We start from the raw sequence: 16,235 nt of genomic DNA, 5'->3' as shown, positions 1-16,235 counted from the left end.
AATGCTCCTCACGGATAAAAAAGCCCCCAGCGACGCATCGCTTGACGTGCATGCTATGGAGCAAGGAGTTACGCCCTGTTTCGGACGTAGCCGAGCATTATGCGGGGTGGCCACCGAGTTGGTCAAACCGATTCAGCCGCCCCCTAGCAAAGGACAGGACGAACGCCCACCTCAAACCGACACCAGCAGCTTTGGAGACTCTTATGCAACGCGTGACCATCGTCGGCGCCGGATTCGGCGCGCTGACGTCCCTGAAGACCCTCCGCGATGAGGGCTTCAAGGGCCAGATCACGGTCGTCAGCCCCCGCCCTGAGTTCGTCTACTATCCGGGCCTGATCTGGGTGCCAAGCGGACTGCGCAGCGGCGAGGACCTGCGGCTCGATCTCGGCCACTTCTTCCGCAAGATGGATGCCGAACATCTGGCCGCCTCGGCGACCGGCCTGACTGACGGCGGCCGTGTCCTGCAGACCGACGTCGGGCCGATCGAGAACGACGGGCTGATCATCGCCAGCGGCGGTCGCTTCATCAAGAAGCTGCCCGGCATCGAGCATGCGATCACACCCTGTGAGGGCATTGCCGCAGCAGAGGCCATCCGCGACCGACTGCGCTCAATGGATGGCGGCACCGTCGCCATGGGCTTCTCGGGTAATCCGAAGGAGCCCTCGTCGATGCGCGGCGGACCGATCTTCGAATTCCTGTTCGGGCTCGACCGGCAATTGCGCAAGGAAGGCCGCCGCGAGCGCTTCCGTATCGTCTTCTTCACCCCCGCCGAACGGCCCGGCAATCGGCTCGGCCCCAAGGCGGTCGACAAGCTGCTCGGCGAGATGCAGCGGGTCGGCATCGAAACGCATCTCGGACATAAGCCGAAGCAGTTCACCGCCGAAAAGGTGGTCACCGAGGGTGGCGAATTCCCCGCCGACCTGATCATCTTCATGCCCGGCATGACCGGCAATGCCTGGTTCGACGACACCGACCTGCCACGCTCACCCGGCGGGCTCCTGCAAGCCGATGCGCAGTGCAGGGTGCCAGGCTTCGAGCGCACCTATGTCGCCGGTGATTCGGGCAGTTTCCCGGGGCCGGACTGGATGCCAAAGCAAGCGCACATGGCCGACCTGCAAGCACGCGCCGCGGCCAAGAACCTGATCGCGGAACTGGCCGGCAAGACACCGAATGAGACCTTCAAGGTCGAACTGCTGTGCATCGTCGACGCCAACGACCGCGGCATGCTGGTCGCCCGCACGCCCAAACGCAACCTCGTGCTACCCAGTTCGCTGGCCTTCCACTGGCTCAAGCGACTATTTGAATGGTGGTATCTGCGCCGTTTCCGCTAATATCCACTCAATACACGGGCTTGGCGCCAAAGCGGCGCTTCAGGTCCTTACCGAGTGGTTTAACAATGTCGTCGAGGGCGTCACGGTTTCCCGACGCCTTACCTCGGTAGCGCTTGCTGAAACCATCGCCAGCGTCATTCTTGCGGTAAGCGCGCACCTGCAACAGCAGGCGTTCGAACCCCTCACGACTCGGCACCGCCTCGACCACGGCCGGTTCGATCAAGACCTCGACCTCCGTGCTCTGATGCGGCGAATCCAGCGGATACAGGCCGGCGAAGGCAGCCATTGGGTCAAGCCCGGCGATCAGGCGACGCTGAATGACGGCTCCCTGTGCGCCAGGCGGACGAACAATGCCGGCCGCAGCCTGGCCATCGTAGACCTCTTGCCCGGCCACCCGTGGCCCTGAGGCGCAGGCAGCAAGCATGGCGGTGAGACCGAGAACGAGCAGAAGCGTGAGAAATCGATTCATGACGGATGCATCTTCGACGCCTGGGAGTATCGAACCATCGACACAAGGTTCGGGCGCTGAGATTTCAACATAACCCAAAGGTCGAAGCGATCTTTTGCAAGCCGTCCGCCTTCGTCGCTGATGTCGGTGCAGAGTGTGTTATTGGGTTGAAGACGGCAGCGCCGAGCCCGCACAAACGAAATTCGTGCAAGCCAGCGGCGCCTATGCTCAATCAGTACTAATGAGCAATGGAGCGAGTAACGGCCAAACCGTCTCAAGAATCATCGGCTGGGCTTCAGCGGTCGGATGCAGACCATCGGCTTGCATCAGCGCGAGATCATCGGCGACGCCAGCAAGCAGGCGAGGAACCAGAGCGACCCCCGTCCGCTCCGCAGCATTTGCGAACAGTCGTTGAAAGCGCTTGGTGTAGGCCGGACCATAGTTGGGTGGGAGACGTAGACCAATCAGCACCACTTGAGCATCGGCCGCTTGCGCTTGCTCAACCAGCGTCACCAGATCGTCTTCGATCTTTGACGGCGGAAAACCCCGCAGTCCGTCGTTGGCGCCAAGCTCGATGAGCACGATCTCCGGCTGATGATCGGCGAGCAAGGCCGGCAGCCGGCTCAGGCCACCGGCGATCGTATCCCCCGAGATCGCGGCATTGACGACTCGATAGGGAAGAGCGCGCTCGTCGATTCGCGCCTGCAACAGATTCACCCAGCCCTGGTCCAACGGCAAACCATAGGCAGCACTCAGGCTGTCGCCGAGCACTAACAGCACCGGCGTAACGGTCTGTCCGGCGGCTTGGGTCGACTCTGCAGCCTCGATTGGCCCTGCGGTATCAGCTGCCGTTTTGGCTTCTGCTGTCGCTCTGGACTTGGCTAACTCTTTGGTCTCGGTGAGTTCAATGGCCTCGGTCATTGGCGCCTCGGCAACGCGATCGACCTGGCCCTGATCGAAGGCGCGAGCCGCCACAGGCGCGCTCGGGAATGTCTCGGTCATGGCCGAGAGGGGCAGCAGCAACAGTAATGACAGGAGAACACGCAGCATGTTGGATCAGGCTCCGAATACCGAAAATCGCAAGGTCAACGCGGGCAAGGGTACCGACCCAGCGCCAGCTAAGCCAAGCATTGCGGCCTCAGCCGAGCCGACAGCCCAGACGCCGCCGGCAACAGAAGCGCCCCCTCAGTCTCACCCGGCTTCAAAAACTGGCCCGAAAAACGCCTCCACCTCAAGCAATGGCCTTGATCGCGGCCCCGGCAGCGCACTTAGCACCTCTGACAGCCCGATCTGTCGCGCAAGAGGCCTAGCCAAGCAGGTCATCGGCCCAACCGGCCCGCTCGATATCCTCAACGCGGTCGATCTCGATGTCGCGCCAGGAGAGGCGGTGGCGATCATCGGTGCCTCCGGCAGCGGCAAGTCGACCCTGCTTGGGCTACTCGCCGGATTAGACCGCGCCAGCAGCGGCTTGGTTGAGCTTTGCGGCAGCCCACTCGAGCCACTCGACGAGGACGCCCGTGCCGCCTTGCGTGCCGGCCGGGTCGGCTTCGTGTTTCAGAGCTTCCAGCTGATCCCGACCTTGACCGCGCTTGAAAACGTGTTGCTGCCATTGGAGCTCGCCAGCGGCCTCAACGCCGGCTCGGCCAAGCGGACTGCCGAGGCCGCACTCGAGCGCGTGGGGCTGAGCGAGCGACACGGCCATTATCCGCGCCAGCTCTCCGGCGGCGAGCAGCAGCGGGTGGCGATCGCCCGTGCCTTTGCGCCCGGCCCCGAGGTGCTGTTCGCCGATGAGCCCACCGGCAATCTGGACGAGGCCACCGGCGCGCGCATCATCGATCTGCTGTTCGGGCTGCGCGAGGACGCCGGCGCGGCGCTGGTGCTGGTCACCCACGACCCAGCCCTGGCCCGCCGCTGCGACCGCCGGCTCAGCATGAGCGGAGGACGTCTCGAGGTGACCGCATGAGCAGCGAGTCACGAAACGAACATGCCCAGTTGGTGGGGGCGGCGCCGAGCCCGATCGCCGCCTGGCGGCTTGCCGTGCGACTGCTGCGTCGCGACTGGCGCAGCGGTGAGCTGTATCTGCTCGCCGCCGCGCTGATCTTGACCGTCGCTGCGATCACCGCCGTCGGTTTCTTCACCGATCGCATCGAGACGGCGATGCAGCGTCAAGGCGGCGAGCTGCTCGCTGCTGATCTGGCAATCGACGCGACTGGACCTATCCCGGCCTCGCTTGCCGATGCGGCTGAGGATCGCGGGCTGAAGCTGGCGCGCACCCTGACCTTCCGCAGTGTCGTCTTCGCCGGTGAGACCAGCCAGCTGGTGCAGGTCAAGGCTGTTGATGAGGGTTACCCGCTACGCGGCGAACTGCGGATCAAGCATCGCTTGAGCGGCCTTGACGCATCGAATCGCGTCGTCAACGAAGACATCACAACCCCCGCAACGACGCTAGCAGGCGGCAGCCTCCGGGAGACATCGCCCGAGGGCGCGACTGAGGCCTCAAGCCCAACTGAGCGCACGACTTCGGCTCCACCCGCTCCGACTAACTCGTCATCATCGTCAACCTCAGTTGCGACCGCAGCCGCAGCCGCGGTCTCAGGCCCAGCCGAGATTCCAGTCGCGACCGGCCCCGCGTCCGGCGAGGTCTGGGTCGAGCCGCGCCTGCTGCATGTGCTTGGCAAGCAGACCGGAAGCCTGCTGACCTTGGGCGAGCGCGAGCTGCCGATCAGCGCCGTGATCGCCTACGAGCCAGACCGTGGCGGTAATTTCTTCCAGATCGCGCCGCGCGTAATGATGGCGCTGACCGATGTCGAGACGACCGGGCTGGTCAACGAGGCGAGCCGTGTCAGCCATCGGCTGCTGATCGCCGGTGAATCGGACGCCGTGGCCGCCTATCGCGATTGGGTGGCGACACGACTGCCACCGGATGCGGAGCTGATCGATGCGCGTAACGCCCGCCCGGAGTTTGAATCCGCGGTCGACCGCGCCAGCCGCTTCCTGCATCTGGCCGCGCTGACGACGCTACTGGTCGCCGGCGCGGCGATGGCGTTGGCCAGCCGGCGGCTGGTCGAGCGCCAGACCGACGCCGTCGCGGTGATGCGCTGTCTCGGCGCGCCACGACATCTGCTGACGCGAGTGTTCGCGCTGCGCCTGCTGTTCTTCGGCCTGGTGGCGGGCGTCGTTGCTGTCGCGCTCGGCTGGCTGGCGCAGTTTGGGTTGGCGGCGTTGCTCGCAGACTGGTTCCCCGGCGAATTGCCGGCCGCCGGCAGCGCGCCGGCTTGGGTCGGGCTGGGCACCGGCCTGGTCGCGCTGGCCGGCTTTGGCCTGCCGCCACTGCTCCAGCTCGCCGATGTGCCGCCGCTGCGGGTGTTGCGGCGCGATCTGGGTCCGCCGCGGGCCTCGGTCGCGGTGAGTGCCGCCGCCGCGCTGGGTGCACTGGCCCTGTTGATCCTGTGGCAGGCCGGCGATCCGGCGCTCGCCGGCAAGCTGCTCGGCGGGGTGACGGCGGCCGTGCTGGTGCTCGGCCTGGTCGCGGGCCTGCTGGTCTGGCTCGCTGGTCGCGCCACCAATCATGCACGCGGGGTCTGGCGGCTCGGGTTGGCGGGGCTGTCGCGCCGACCCACTGCGTCCGTGCTCAGCATCGTCGGTCTGGGGCTGGGTATCCTGGCGCTGCTGCTGCTCGCGGTGGTACGCCTCGATCTGCTGCGCAGTTGGCAAGAGACCCTGCCCGAGGGCGCGCCGAACCGCTTCTTGATCAATATCCAGCCCAACGAGGTCGATGCCCTCGCCGCCTTCCTGCGCCAGCAGGGTCTGGAATCCTCTGGCATCTACCCGATGGTGCGCGGCCGTCTGCAGGCCATCGACGGTGAGGCCGTAAAGCCAGACGAAGACTTTGAGGAGCCACGCGCGCAGCGACTCGCCGAGCGCGAGTTCAATCTCAGCTTCGCGGTACAGATGCAGGACGATAACGAGATCGTCGCCGGGCACTGGTGGGCCGATGCCGAGGCGCCGGGGCAGTTCTCGGTCGAGGAAGGCATCGCCGAGACGCTTGGCATCGAGCTGGGCGAGACGCTGCGTTTCTGGGTCGCCGGACGCGAGCTAGAGGCGCCGGTGACCAGCCTGCGCCAGGTGCAGTGGGACAGCTTCAACGTCAACTTCTTCGTCATCGCCCCACCCTCGCTGCTCGCGGCGGAACCAGCGACCTATGTCACCAGTTTCTACTTGCCCGATGGCGAGGAAGCGTTGGTCAGCGAGCTGATGCAGGCCTTCCCCAGCGTGACACTGATCGATGTCGGCACCCTGCTCGACCAGGTGCAGGGGATCATTCGACAAGGGATTCAAGCGGTCGAATTCGTCTTCCTATTCACCCTGGTCGCGGGCCTGCTGGTGATGTACGCCGGCATTCAGGCCAGCCTGGCCGTGCGGCGCGCCGAGCATGGCGTGCTGCGCGCGCTCGGGGCACAGCGCCGCCAGCTGCTGTTGGCGCTCGCCGTCGAGCTGACCACCGCTGGCCTGCTGGCCGGGCTGATCGCCTCACTGTTCGCCGAGCTGACCGGCTGGGTGCTGGCGCGCGAGTTGTTCGGGCTGCCGTTCGCCTTTAATCCTTGGCTGTGGATCGGGGGTGTGCTCGGCAGCGGTCTGCTCGTCGGCGCTGCTGGTACTCTGGGGACTTATGGGCTGTTGGTGCGCCCGCCCTTGGCCGCGCTGCGCCAGTCTGGCTGAACGCAATGAACAGCGATCAGGATGAGCAACCAGCGAGCAACGAGCAACGAGCAACGAGCAACGAGCAACGAGCAACGAGCAACGAGCAACGAGCAGCTTAGCGTTCCTGCTATCATCTCTGCTTACTTTGACTGCCGGGAAACCCCATGCGCCAACTCAGGTCCTGCCGCCCCTATGCCATCGGTCTGCTTGGCGGCTGCGTCGCGACCTTGGCAACGACCGCTTGGCCGCAGCCATCGCTGAGCGAGCTCGATCTGCGTGTCACCGAGGCCGATATCGCGCCTCAGGTGCGCGTTCGCGATTATCAGAACCGCACCGTCGAAGAGTTCAGCGTCAATAATAACGTCTACATGGTGCGCATCACCCCCGCGGCCGGCGCCCCTTACTATCTGGTGGATACCGACGGCTCCGGCGATATGGAATGGAATCGCGGACGACCCGGCTTCGACCTGCAAGTGCCGCAGTGGGCCTTGCTGTCCTGGTGAGCACTGACTGAGACTCCAGTTGCTCGCCCGCCCGGGCGCGATCAACGGAGAGCGTAGCGCAGTGCCGAGAAACCTCTGCCAGCCATTTTTTAGGTTTTTAGGAATAGGATTCGATCGATGCAACTCGCAACCTACCGGCCCCTCGGGCGCTTGCTGGCGCTGCTCCTCGCACTGCTGCTGATGCCGCTGGCAGCGGCCGCCGACCAACTGGATGAGGTCCGCGAGCGCGGGCTGCTGCGCTGTGGCGTCAATGGCGAGATCCCCGGCCTCTCCTATCGGGATGACGACGGCGACTGGAGCGGCATCGACGTCGACCTCTGCCGCGCCGTCGCCGCCGCGGCACTGGGCTCAGCCGACAAGGTCAAGCTGATCCCACTGACCACGGCCGAGCGCTTCGATGCGCTGCGTGACGGCAAGATCGATCTGCTCGCCCGCAACACGACTTGGAATCAGGCGCGCGACCTCACCCAGGGCGTCAGCTTCGCCGCCATCCTCTACTACGACGGCCAAGGCTTCATGGTGCCGCGCTCGACCAACACCCTGAGCACGCTCGAGCTTGGCGGCTCCCAGATCTGCGCCATTGCCGACACCACCAGTATCGACAGCGCCAAACGCTACTTCCAACGCCACCAGATGCCGATGGAGCTGAAGCAGTATCCGGACCTCAAGGGCGCGACCAAGGCCTACCTCGAGGGCGAGTGCACGACCTTGACCGGCGACCGCTCGCAGCTCTACGCGCTGCGAGCCCGGCTCGAGCAGCCCGAGAGCCAGCGCATCTTGCCCGAAGTGATCTCGCGCGATCCGCTCTCGCCCGCAGTGGTCAAGGGCGAGACCCGGATGCTGGATCTGGTGCGCTGGACGCTCTACACGCTGGTCAACGCCGAGGAGATGGGCATCAGCTCGGATAATGTCGCCACCGCCAAGGCGCGCGCGCAGACGGATGCCGTGCGCACCCTGCTCGATCTCGACGGCGAGAGCGCCGAGGTGCTTGGCATCGAGCCAGAATGGGGCTATCGGGTGATCCTTGCGGTCGGCAACTATGCGGAACTGTTTGAGCGCAACCTAGGCAAGGCCTCTGGGCTCAACATCAAGCGCGGCCTGAATGCGCTCTGGACCCAAGGCGGTCTCCTTTACGCACCGCCACCACGCTGAAGCCGCCACCGCCCTGAAGCGATAGCGCCAATAAGCCAGACTGGATTGCCAATGAGCCTGATTGCACCCTTTGCTGGTCTCCGACCGCGTGCCGAGCTCGCCGCCGAGGTGGCCGCGCCCCCCTACGATGTAATGAGCACCGCCGAGGCACGCGCGATGGTGCAGGATCGGCCGCTGAGCTTCCTGCACATCTCCCGCGCCGAGGTCGACCTGCCAGAAGGCACCGATCCCTATTCGGAGGCGGTTTACGCGAAGGCGCGCGAGAACCTAGAGCGGCTGCGCGCGGATGGCACCCTGCAGCAAGATCCGACACCGCGCTACTACGCCTATCGCCTCAGCCTTGGCGAGCATCAACAGACCGGCCTGGTCGCCGCCGCCTCGGTAGCGGCCTATCTCGAGGGCCAGATCCGCCGACATGAGCTGACCCGCCCGGCGAAGGAGCAGGACCGCGTGCGCCAGATCAGCGCGCTCAATGCCCAAACTGGCCCGGTGTTCCTCGCCTATCGTGCTGCGTCGGCGATCGACGACCGGCTGCAAGCGATCTGCCAAGGTCCGTCGGCCATCGACATCCGCGCTGCGGACGGCGTGCGCCATCAGCTCTGGTCAATCGATGCCGGCGATGAGATCGGCGCCTTCAACCAGGCCTTCGCCGCAGTCGATCGACTCTACATCGCTGATGGTCATCACCGCGCCGCAGCCGCCGCGCGCGTCGCTGAAGCACGGCAGCAGAGTACGACCGCAAAGGCAACGCCAAACGCGAACGCAACCGCAGCCAAACAGACAACCGCAACGACACAGGCATCAACACACGCAACTGCAACGACAGACGCGCCCTCAACCGCCAGGACAACGGCAACCACAACCACAACCACAGACGGCGAAACTAAGTCGCAGCCGCAGCCGAGCGATCACTTCCTCGCCGTGCTGTTCCCGCATAATCAGCTCCGCATCCTGCCCTACAACCGTGTGGTGCGAGACCTCAACGGCCTCGAGCCCGCCCAATTCCTCGACCGTATCGCCAAGTCCTATCGCCTCGAGCCGAACACGCAGCCGGTGGCACCCACCGAGCGCGGAGAGGTCGGACTCTATTTAGCAGGACGCTGGTATCGGCTGAGTCTGTCGCCTGAGCGTATCCCGGCCACAGACCCGATCGGTCGACTCGATGTGAGTCTGCTGCACGATCAGCTGATCGAGCCGGTGCTCGGTATCACCGATCCACGCCGCGATGAACGGATCGACTTCGTCGGCGGCATCCGCGGACTCGAGGGGCTCAGCGCACGCGTCGACAGTGGCGAGATGGCGGTGGCCTTCTCGCTACCCGCAACGCGGATGGAGGACCTACTAGCGGTAGCCGACGCCGACGCCCTGATGCCGCCCAAGTCCACCTGGTTCGAGCCCAAGCTCGCCGATGGGCTTGTGTCGCATTTACTCAGCGGGTAACCGACCTGCATCAGGCATTCACCCGCTAGAGCGCAGCCTGAACATCAGTCAATTTGCATGAGGTGTTTGACGATGCCCCACGTCTTACCCGACCTGACCACACCAACAGCCAGGCGCCCCGCACCCACCGAGCGGATGGACGAAAACGCTGTGCAGGAACCCTACGATGGGATGCTGGTAAGCGAGACTGCGTATTGGCGGTTTTATGCCGATTGGCCAGATGTGACCTATGAATGGCATAACGGACGACTGGAGGCCAAAGGCGTGTCCGACTGGGCAACGATTCTCGTGTTTCAATGGTTCACTGGGCTCATCCGCTACTTTCTCGACAGCCATCAGGGTGGGCAACTGGTCAACCAAGAGCTGGGATTTACGCTCTCCCTCACGGCGCATGGGGCGAGCAGGCGCAGTATTCGCCGCCCAGATACGGCCGTCATCCTGACAGACAATCCGCACCAGTTGCAGCCGACCGACCGGCGCTATCAGGGGGTCTTCGACCTGTGCCTGGAGGCCCTCTCCGACAGCGATCCCGAACAAAAGGCGCGCGATCAGGTGATCAAGTACCGGGAATACGCCCAAGTGGGGGTCGAGGAATACTACATTCTGGCGGGAAACCTCGACGACTGCGCCTTTTTTCGTCGTGATCCGCAAGGCCGCTACCAACCGTTGTTGCCCGATCAGGACGGGGTGATGGCGTCCGTGGCGCTGCCAGGATTGCAGTGGCGCCAGCGCGACCTGGTCCGACAACCGTCCCTGGAAGCGCTGCTGGCCGACCCCGTCTACCAAGACTATGTCCTACCGGAATTCAGCCGGGCACAGGCGGACAAGGCCGCCGCGCTTCAGCGCGCAGATCAAGAGGCTCAGCGGGCAGATCAAGAGGCCCTGCGGGCAAAGAAAGAGGCCCGGCGAGCCGATCAAGAAGCCGCGCGGGCAGAGCGGCTAGCCGAGCGCTTACGGCAACTCGGCATCGATCCACATCTGCTCGAGTAAGGTGCCTATCGGCTCCATGGTCACGTCACGAACAGCCCTACCCACCGCCGAGATCGACGACGACACCGCCGCCGAACTCTGGCTCGAGCAGATCCCCGCGCACTATGGCGAGCAGGGCCGCACCCGCATCGCCGACGCCATCGCGCTGATGCAGCGCTGCGTTGGGGACGAGCTGCTCGAGACCGGCGAGAGCGCCGCGCGCCATCGACTTGGCACCGCCGACATCCTGATGGGGCTGCGGCTGGACACCGAAACCCTCTGCGCGGCGCTCCTCGGCGGCTGTATTGGCCGCGGCGAGATCGACTCGAGGACGCTCGATGCACACTGCGGGGCCGGCGTCTCCCGCATGGTCCAGGATCTCGGGCGCATCGCCCAGCTCGCCGAGCTGGAGCCAAAGGCAAACAGCGAACCACGCGATAAACCGCGCCACAAGCCACGTGAGCACGCGCGCCGCGAAGAGAACCTCAGGCGCATGCTGCTGGCGATCGCCGAAGACGTGCGTGCCATCCTGGTCGTGCTCGCCGAGCGCCTCTATCTGATGCGCGCGGCCAAGCAGCTTCCCGCCGAGCGGCTGCGCGAGCTGGCCGAGGACACCACCCGGCTCTATGCCCCGCTCGCCAACCGACTCGGCGTCTGGCAGCTCAAGTGGGAGCTCGAAGACCTCGCGCTGCGCTATTCGCAGCCGAGCGAATATCAGCGCATCGCGCGCCTACTGCGCGAGCGCCGCGATGAGCGTCAGCAGTTCATTGCCGAGGTCGTCCAAAGCCTGCAAACCGAGTTCGATCGTATCGGGCTGCGCGCGAGCATCACCGGCCGACCGAAACACATCTACAGCATCTGGCGCAAGATGCAGCGCAAACGCGTCGATATCGACGGCATCTTCGACCTGCGCGCGGTGCGCATCATGGTCGATAGCGAGGATGACTGCTACACGGCGCTGAGCGTCGTGCACAGCCTCTGGCCGTACATCCCGGACGAGTTCGACGACTACATCTCCAAGCCTAAGGGCAACCTCTATCGCTCGCTGCATACCGCGGTCACCGGACCCGACGGCAAGGTGCTCGAGGTACAGATCCGCACCCCGGAGATGCACCAGCATGCCGAATACGGTGTCGCTGCACATTGGGCCTACAAAGAGGCCGCCGGGCATGATGCGGCCTTTCAGCGCCGAATTGTGCTGATGCGCAACTGGTTAGAGCGCACCTTGGAAGCCGAGCCTGGTGCAGGTGCAGGTGCAGGTGCAGGTGCGGACGCTAGTGGCCCTGTAGGCGCGATCGCTGGCGCCACGGCGGGTGATGTTGCCGGTTCCAATGCTGGTGTGGGTGCAGTCGCTGGCGTCGGTGTGCGCGCCGTTTCAGGTGCTGGTGCTGGTGCGTGTGCAGTCGCTGGTGCTAGCCCAGGGACAAGTACAGGCGCCGCCGCGCGTACTGGGTCCGCCGCGGGTGCAGGTCCGAGCGCTGCAATGAGCCTGGGCCCTGACAGAATTGTTAGGACCACTGATCGCGCCGACTCGAATGCCAGCGACAACCCATCATCGGGGCACGGGAGCGCCGCGACCAGGCACCAGGAGGTCGCGGCGAGCATCTATGTGCTGACCCCACAAGCCAAGGTGATTGAGCTGCCGCCAGGCTCGACACCGCTCGACTTCGCCTATGCAATCCATTCCGAGGTCGGTCATCACTGCCGTGGCGCCCGCGTCGATGGCCGCATCGTGCCGCTGACGCATAAGCTCGCCAATGGCGAGACAGTCGAGATCATCACCCAGAAGAACGCGGCCCCGAGCCGCGACTGGCTCAGCATCCATCACGGTTATCTGACCACCTCGCGAGCGCGCAACCGAGTGCGCCAATGGTTCAAGCAACAAGACTTCGAGCGCCATCTGACCGAGGGCCGCAGCCTGCTCGACAAGGAGCTCACGCGCCTCGGCATCGACGCCAAGCCGCCGCTCGAGCAGCTGGCCGAACGCTTCAACCTGCAGCGCGGCGATGACGTGCTGGCCGCCATCGGCCGTGGCGATCTGTCGGTCGGCACCGCCGCGCGTCAGGTCGGTGAGCCGCGTCATGAGCGCCGCGACGCGCTGACCGAGTCCGAGCAGGGCGCGCAGCTTGCTCAGAGTCGACGCAAGCGTCAGCACCAGGGGCAGCCAGAGGTCGTGGTCGCCGGGGTGCCGGACCTGATGACGCAGATCGCGAGCTGCTGCCATCCGGTCCCTGATGACCCGATCATCGGCTTCATCACCCGTGGCCGCGGGGTCGCCGTACATCGCGCCAATTGCAGCAACATCACCAACCTGGCCGACGAGGACCAGGAGCGACTGATCGAGGTGGAATGGGCTGAACAGCCCAACCATGCCGCCTACCCCGTCGATATCATCATCACGGCTGCTGACCGCAAGGGGCTCCTGCGCGATGTCTCCTCGGTGTTGGCCGATGAGGATGCCAACGTCATCGCCACCGAGACCCAAACCGATGCCACCAATGACCGCGCCAGCATGCGCTTTCGGGTCGAGGTCAGCGACATCGATCAGCTCGAGCAAGTCTGCGCCAAGCTACGCCAGCTCAGCGATGTGATCGAGGTTCGGCGCACCGGCGGTTGAGCAGATCAGAACGTCGTTCAGCATCTAAGGTCAGCGCAGATGCAGGATGACGCCACGACCAGGCAGGAATAGCAACCCTGAAGTGGTATCATACTGACCTTGTTCAGGAAGGCCCCATCATTTGACTATGAGAACGCTCCTCGTCACCGGCGGCGCCGGCTTTATCGGCGGTAACTTTGTTCACCTCAAGATGCGCCAAGGCGATGAGCGGGTGATCAATCTCGACAAGCTCACCTACGCCGGCAACCCAGACACCCTCGCCGGGTTTCGCGATGATCCGCGGCACGTCTTCATCGAAGGCGATATCGGCAACCAGGCATTGGTCGGACATCTGCTGCGCGAGTATCAGGTCGATGCGGTGGTCAACTTTGCCGCCGAGAGCCATGTCGATCGTTCGATCGACGGCCCCGCCGCCTTCATCGAGACTAACGTGCTCGGGACCTTTAGCCTGCTCGATAGCGCCAAGTCCTATTGGAACGCCCTCGATGCAGGCCGGCGCGAGGCCTTCCGGTTTCTGCACGTCTCGACCGATGAGGTCTACGGCTCGCTGGGGCCGAACGGCAAGTTCACCGAGACCACCGCCTATGCGCCGAACTCGCCCTACTCCGCCTCCAAGGCCGCCTCGGATCATCTGGTGCGTTCCTGGCATCACACCTACGGGCTACCGGTGCTGACCACCAACTGCTCGAACAACTATGGTCCGTACCAGTTCCCGGAAAAGCTCATTCCGCTGATGATCGCCAAAGCGCTTGCCGGCGAGCCACTACCGATCTACGGCGACGGCGGCAACATTCGCGACTGGCTTTATGTCGAGGATCACTGCCGCGCGATTGATCGGGTGCTTGAGGCCGGCCGCCCAGGCGAGGTCTATAACATTGGCGGCGACAGCGAGCGCACCAATCTCGAGGTGGTCGACACCCTCTGTCGTCTGCTCGACGAGGCCGTACCCGACTCACCGCATCGCCCGCATGACCAGCTCAAACAGTTCGTCACCGACCGCCCTGGCCATGATCGTCGCTACGCGATCGATGCGACCAAGATCCAGACCGAGCTCGGCTGGCAGCCCACGGAGACCTTCGAGACCGGGCTCGCACGCACCCTCGCCTGGTATCTCGACAACCAAGCATGGACCCAGCGCGTGACCGATGGCAGCTATCGCGGCGAGCGTCTTGGCGGCCAGGCATAAGGAACAGTAACCACATGAAGCGAAAGGGCATCATCCTCGCCGGGGGCTCCGGCACCCGGCTGCATCCGCTCACGCTGTGCGTCAGCAAGCAACTGCTGCCGGTCTACGACAAGCCGATGATCTACTATCCGCTCGCGGTGCTGATGATGGCTGGCATCCGCGAGGTGTTGGTGATCACCACCCCGCACGATGCGCCGGCCTTCCACAAGCTGCTTGGCGACGGCAGCCAGTGGGGCCTGCAGATTACCTACGCGGTGCAACCGGAGCCAGGTGGTTTGGCGCAGGCCTATCTCATCGGGCGTGATTTCCTCGCGGGGGCACCGTCCTGCCTGATCCTCGGTGACAACATCTTCTATGGCGGTGGCCTGCGCACGCATCTGCGTGCCGCGGCAGCCCACACCGAGGGCGCTAGCGTGTTCGGCTACTGGGTGCGTGATCCGGAGCGCTATGGCGTCGCTGAGCTCGACGCCGAGGGTCGGGTCATCGGGCTCGAAGAGAAACCGTCCAAGCCGCGCTCCAATTACGCCATCACCGGCCTGTACTTCTATGACGAGCACGCCTGCGACTATGCCGCTGAACTCGAGCCCTCTCCACGCGGTGAGCTCGAGATCACCGATCTCAACCGTCGCTATCTGCAGCAGAGTCAGCTGCATGTCGAGCGGCTAAGCCGCGGCATCGCTTGGCTCGACACCGGCACCCATGAATCGCTGATCGAAGCGGCCAACTTCATCGAGACCATCGAGAAGCGCCAAGGGCTGAAGATCTGCGCCCCGGAGGAGATCGCCTACACCAACGGCTGGATCGATGACGAGGCCCTGCGCGCGGTGGCTGAGCCGTTGCGCAAGAGTGGCTACGGCGACTATCTGCTCGGGCTCATCACGCGAGGACCTGCGCCATGAAGATCACTGCCACCGCCATCCCGGATGTCCTGTTGATCGAGCCCAAGGTCTTTGGCGATCACCGCGGTTGGTTCTGCGAGACCTGGCAGCAGGAGCGTTATGCCGAGCAGGGCATCGGGCCGGCCTTCGTCCAAGACAATCAGGCCTTCTCGGGGTATGGCACGCTGCGCGGGCTGCATATCCAGAATCCCTACGGACAGGGCAAGCTGGTGCAGGTGATCACTGGCGCGGTGTTCGATGTCGCCGTCGATGTGCGCAAGGGCTCGCCGACCTTCGGGCACTGGGTCGGCGCCGAACTCAGCGCTGAGAACAAGCACCAATTATGGGTGCCGCCGGGTTTCCTGCATGGCTATCTGGTGACCAGCGACACGGCGATCTTCAGCTACAAGTGCACCGACACCTATCATCCAGAGACGCAGTTCGGAGTGCGTTGGGATGACCCCGACATCGGCATCGACTGGCCAGCAGGCATTCAGCCTATCTTGTCGGATAAGGATCGGGAGGCCCCCTTGCTGCGCGAGATTCCGACCGAGCAGTTACCGAGCGTTGGCTGACAACAGGCTCAATGCGCGGCGCCAGCTTGCATCGTCTGCGAGAGCGTTTCGAACACCTCGCGCCAAGCAGCCAGCCCCTCGGCATCCAGCTCATCGCCTAGCGTCTCCTTGAGGGTATCGAGCAAGGTCTTCTCAAACTTCGCATAATCCTCGGGGCGCACACCGTAGTCGGCATGGCGCACCCCAAGGATCTCAATCAAGGGCCGCACCCGCTCGGGATGTTCGAGTGCACTGATCACGGTGTTGATCATGGTGACGAAGAGGTCGGCCTGCTCGCCGATCTCGCCCTTGAATAACGGTCGGAGTTCGGGATAACGGTCGAATAAGCGCTGGTAGAAGTCGCGGCACACGGTTTTTCGCTGCGGCAGGATCAGTGCCCAGGATTGCCGAACGCGCGAGGCCGTATCAGGATGCATGGATAGTCCACCAAAGCTG

14 protein-coding genes are annotated in these 16,235 nt (G+C 64.4%); 11 read left to right on the top strand and 3 right to left on the bottom strand.

Translation table 11 applies throughout. The features are described from left to right. The first annotated feature begins 203 nt into the window (after nt 1–203). Complete coding sequence (locus tag CKO42_RS13435; RefSeq protein ID WP_200244813.1) at nt 204–1,331, top strand: NAD(P)/FAD-dependent oxidoreductase; 1,128 nt, start codon at nt 204–206, stop codon at nt 1,329–1,331. 7 nt (nt 1,332–1,338) lie between these two features. Here the strand turns inward: CKO42_RS13435 and CKO42_RS13430 are convergent, their stop codons facing one another. Both CKO42_RS13430 and CKO42_RS13425 read right to left on the bottom strand, forming a co-directional pair. Further along, nucleotides 1,339–1,800 carry a hypothetical protein gene (locus CKO42_RS13430; protein ID WP_200244811.1) on the bottom strand — a complete coding sequence of 154 codons (462 nt, stop codon included), beginning with the start codon at nt 1,798–1,800 and terminating at the stop codon, nt 1,339–1,341. A 207-nt stretch (nt 1,801–2,007) separates the two neighbouring features. Continuing rightward, nucleotides 2,008–2,829, bottom strand: coding sequence for an arylesterase (locus tag CKO42_RS13425; RefSeq protein WP_338034915.1), 822 nt, complete (start codon nt 2,827–2,829; stop codon nt 2,008–2,010). 238 nt (nt 2,830–3,067) lie between these two features. Between CKO42_RS13425 and CKO42_RS13420 the strand changes: the two genes are divergently transcribed. The 10 genes from CKO42_RS13420 to rfbC all read left to right on the top strand — a co-directional run bounded on the left by CKO42_RS13420 (nt 3,068) and on the right by rfbC (nt 15,800). After that, nucleotides 3,068–3,742, top strand: a complete 675-nt coding sequence (locus tag CKO42_RS13420; protein WP_338034919.1) for an ABC transporter ATP-binding protein — start codon at nt 3,068–3,070, stop codon at nt 3,740–3,742. Beyond that, nucleotides 3,739–6,498, top strand: coding sequence for an ABC transporter permease (locus CKO42_RS13415; RefSeq protein ID WP_200244803.1), 2,760 nt, complete (start codon nt 3,739–3,741; stop codon nt 6,496–6,498). Before CKO42_RS13420 ends, CKO42_RS13415 begins: the two co-directional genes overlap by 4 nt. Before the next feature lie 146 nt (nt 6,499–6,644). Continuing rightward, nucleotides 6,645–6,983, top strand: coding sequence for a DUF2782 domain-containing protein (locus CKO42_RS13410; RefSeq protein ID WP_200244801.1), 339 nt, complete (start codon nt 6,645–6,647; stop codon nt 6,981–6,983). 117 nt (nt 6,984–7,100) lie between these two features. Then, on the top strand, nt 7,101–8,135 hold the full coding sequence (locus tag CKO42_RS13405) for an amino acid ABC transporter substrate-binding protein (protein WP_200244800.1): 1,035 nt from the start codon (nt 7,101–7,103) through the stop codon (nt 8,133–8,135). Between the two features lie 51 nt (nt 8,136–8,186). Further along, nucleotides 8,187–9,575 (top strand): DUF1015 domain-containing protein, encoded by a 1,389-nt coding sequence (locus CKO42_RS13400; protein WP_200244799.1) that lies wholly within the window; start codon nt 8,187–8,189, stop codon nt 9,573–9,575. 72 nt (nt 9,576–9,647) lie between these two features. Then, nucleotides 9,648–10,565: a Uma2 family endonuclease gene (locus CKO42_RS13395; protein ID WP_200244798.1), complete on the top strand. Its 918-nt coding sequence runs from the start codon at nt 9,648–9,650 to the stop codon at nt 10,563–10,565. 16 nt (nt 10,566–10,581) lie between these two features. Beyond that, nucleotides 10,582–13,161, top strand: coding sequence for a RelA/SpoT family protein (locus CKO42_RS27315; protein ID WP_242479375.1), 2,580 nt, complete (start codon nt 10,582–10,584; stop codon nt 13,159–13,161). Between the two features lie 127 nt (nt 13,162–13,288). Further along, nucleotides 13,289–14,347, top strand: coding sequence for a dTDP-glucose 4,6-dehydratase (gene rfbB / locus CKO42_RS13380; RefSeq protein ID WP_200244797.1), 1,059 nt, complete (start codon nt 13,289–13,291; stop codon nt 14,345–14,347). 14 nt (nt 14,348–14,361) lie between these two features. Further along, complete coding sequence (rfbA, locus tag CKO42_RS13375) at nt 14,362–15,246, top strand: glucose-1-phosphate thymidylyltransferase RfbA (RefSeq protein ID WP_200244796.1); 885 nt, start codon at nt 14,362–14,364, stop codon at nt 15,244–15,246. Then, on the top strand, nt 15,243–15,800 hold the full coding sequence (gene rfbC, locus CKO42_RS13370) for a dTDP-4-dehydrorhamnose 3,5-epimerase (RefSeq protein WP_200244791.1): 558 nt from the start codon (nt 15,243–15,245) through the stop codon (nt 15,798–15,800). The genes rfbA and rfbC overlap by 4 nt, the downstream gene beginning before the upstream one ends. An 8-nt stretch (nt 15,801–15,808) precedes the next feature. On the opposite strand, the gene CKO42_RS13365 is transcribed toward rfbC, so the two are convergent. Further along, nucleotides 15,809–16,216 (bottom strand): globin domain-containing protein, encoded by a 408-nt coding sequence (locus CKO42_RS13365; protein WP_200244790.1) that lies wholly within the window; start codon nt 16,214–16,216, stop codon nt 15,809–15,811. Between the last annotated feature and the right edge of the window lie 19 nt (nt 16,217–16,235).

This window comes from Lamprobacter modestohalophilus (assembly GCF_016583905.1).
Taxonomy (GTDB): Bacteria; Pseudomonadota; Gammaproteobacteria; order Chromatiales; family Chromatiaceae; genus Lamprobacter; species Lamprobacter modestohalophilus.
Note: the sequence above shows the minus strand (reverse complement) of the source record. Positions and strands in the feature narration are given on the sequence as shown.

What these genes read in the sequence shown, in the direction of transcription:
- CKO42_RS13435 (WP_200244813.1), top strand. Translation starts at nt 204, where the DNA reads ATGCAACGCGTGACCATCGTCGGCGCCGGATTCGGCGCGCTGACGTCC.
- CKO42_RS13430 (WP_200244811.1), bottom strand. Translation starts at nt 1,800, where the DNA reads ATGAATCGATTTCTCACGCTTCTGCTCGTTCTCGGTCTCACCGCCATG.
- CKO42_RS13425 (WP_338034915.1), bottom strand. Translation starts at nt 2,829, where the DNA reads ATGCTGCGTGTTCTCCTGTCATTACTGTTGCTGCTGCCCCTCTCGGCC.
- CKO42_RS13415 (WP_200244803.1), top strand. Translation starts at nt 3,739, where the DNA reads ATGAGCAGCGAGTCACGAAACGAACATGCCCAGTTGGTGGGGGCGGCG.
- CKO42_RS13410 (WP_200244801.1), top strand. Translation starts at nt 6,645, where the DNA reads ATGCGCCAACTCAGGTCCTGCCGCCCCTATGCCATCGGTCTGCTTGGC.
- CKO42_RS13405 (WP_200244800.1), top strand. Translation starts at nt 7,101, where the DNA reads ATGCAACTCGCAACCTACCGGCCCCTCGGGCGCTTGCTGGCGCTGCTC.
- CKO42_RS13400 (WP_200244799.1), top strand. Translation starts at nt 8,187, where the DNA reads ATGAGCCTGATTGCACCCTTTGCTGGTCTCCGACCGCGTGCCGAGCTC.
- CKO42_RS13395 (WP_200244798.1), top strand. Translation starts at nt 9,648, where the DNA reads ATGCCCCACGTCTTACCCGACCTGACCACACCAACAGCCAGGCGCCCC.
- CKO42_RS27315 (WP_242479375.1), top strand. Translation starts at nt 10,582, where the DNA reads ATGGTCACGTCACGAACAGCCCTACCCACCGCCGAGATCGACGACGAC.
- rfbB (WP_200244797.1), top strand. Translation starts at nt 13,289, where the DNA reads ATGAGAACGCTCCTCGTCACCGGCGGCGCCGGCTTTATCGGCGGTAAC.
- rfbA (WP_200244796.1), top strand. Translation starts at nt 14,362, where the DNA reads ATGAAGCGAAAGGGCATCATCCTCGCCGGGGGCTCCGGCACCCGGCTG.
- rfbC (WP_200244791.1), top strand. Translation starts at nt 15,243, where the DNA reads ATGAAGATCACTGCCACCGCCATCCCGGATGTCCTGTTGATCGAGCCC.
- CKO42_RS13365 (WP_200244790.1), bottom strand. Translation starts at nt 16,216, where the DNA reads ATGCATCCTGATACGGCCTCGCGCGTTCGGCAATCCTGGGCACTGATC.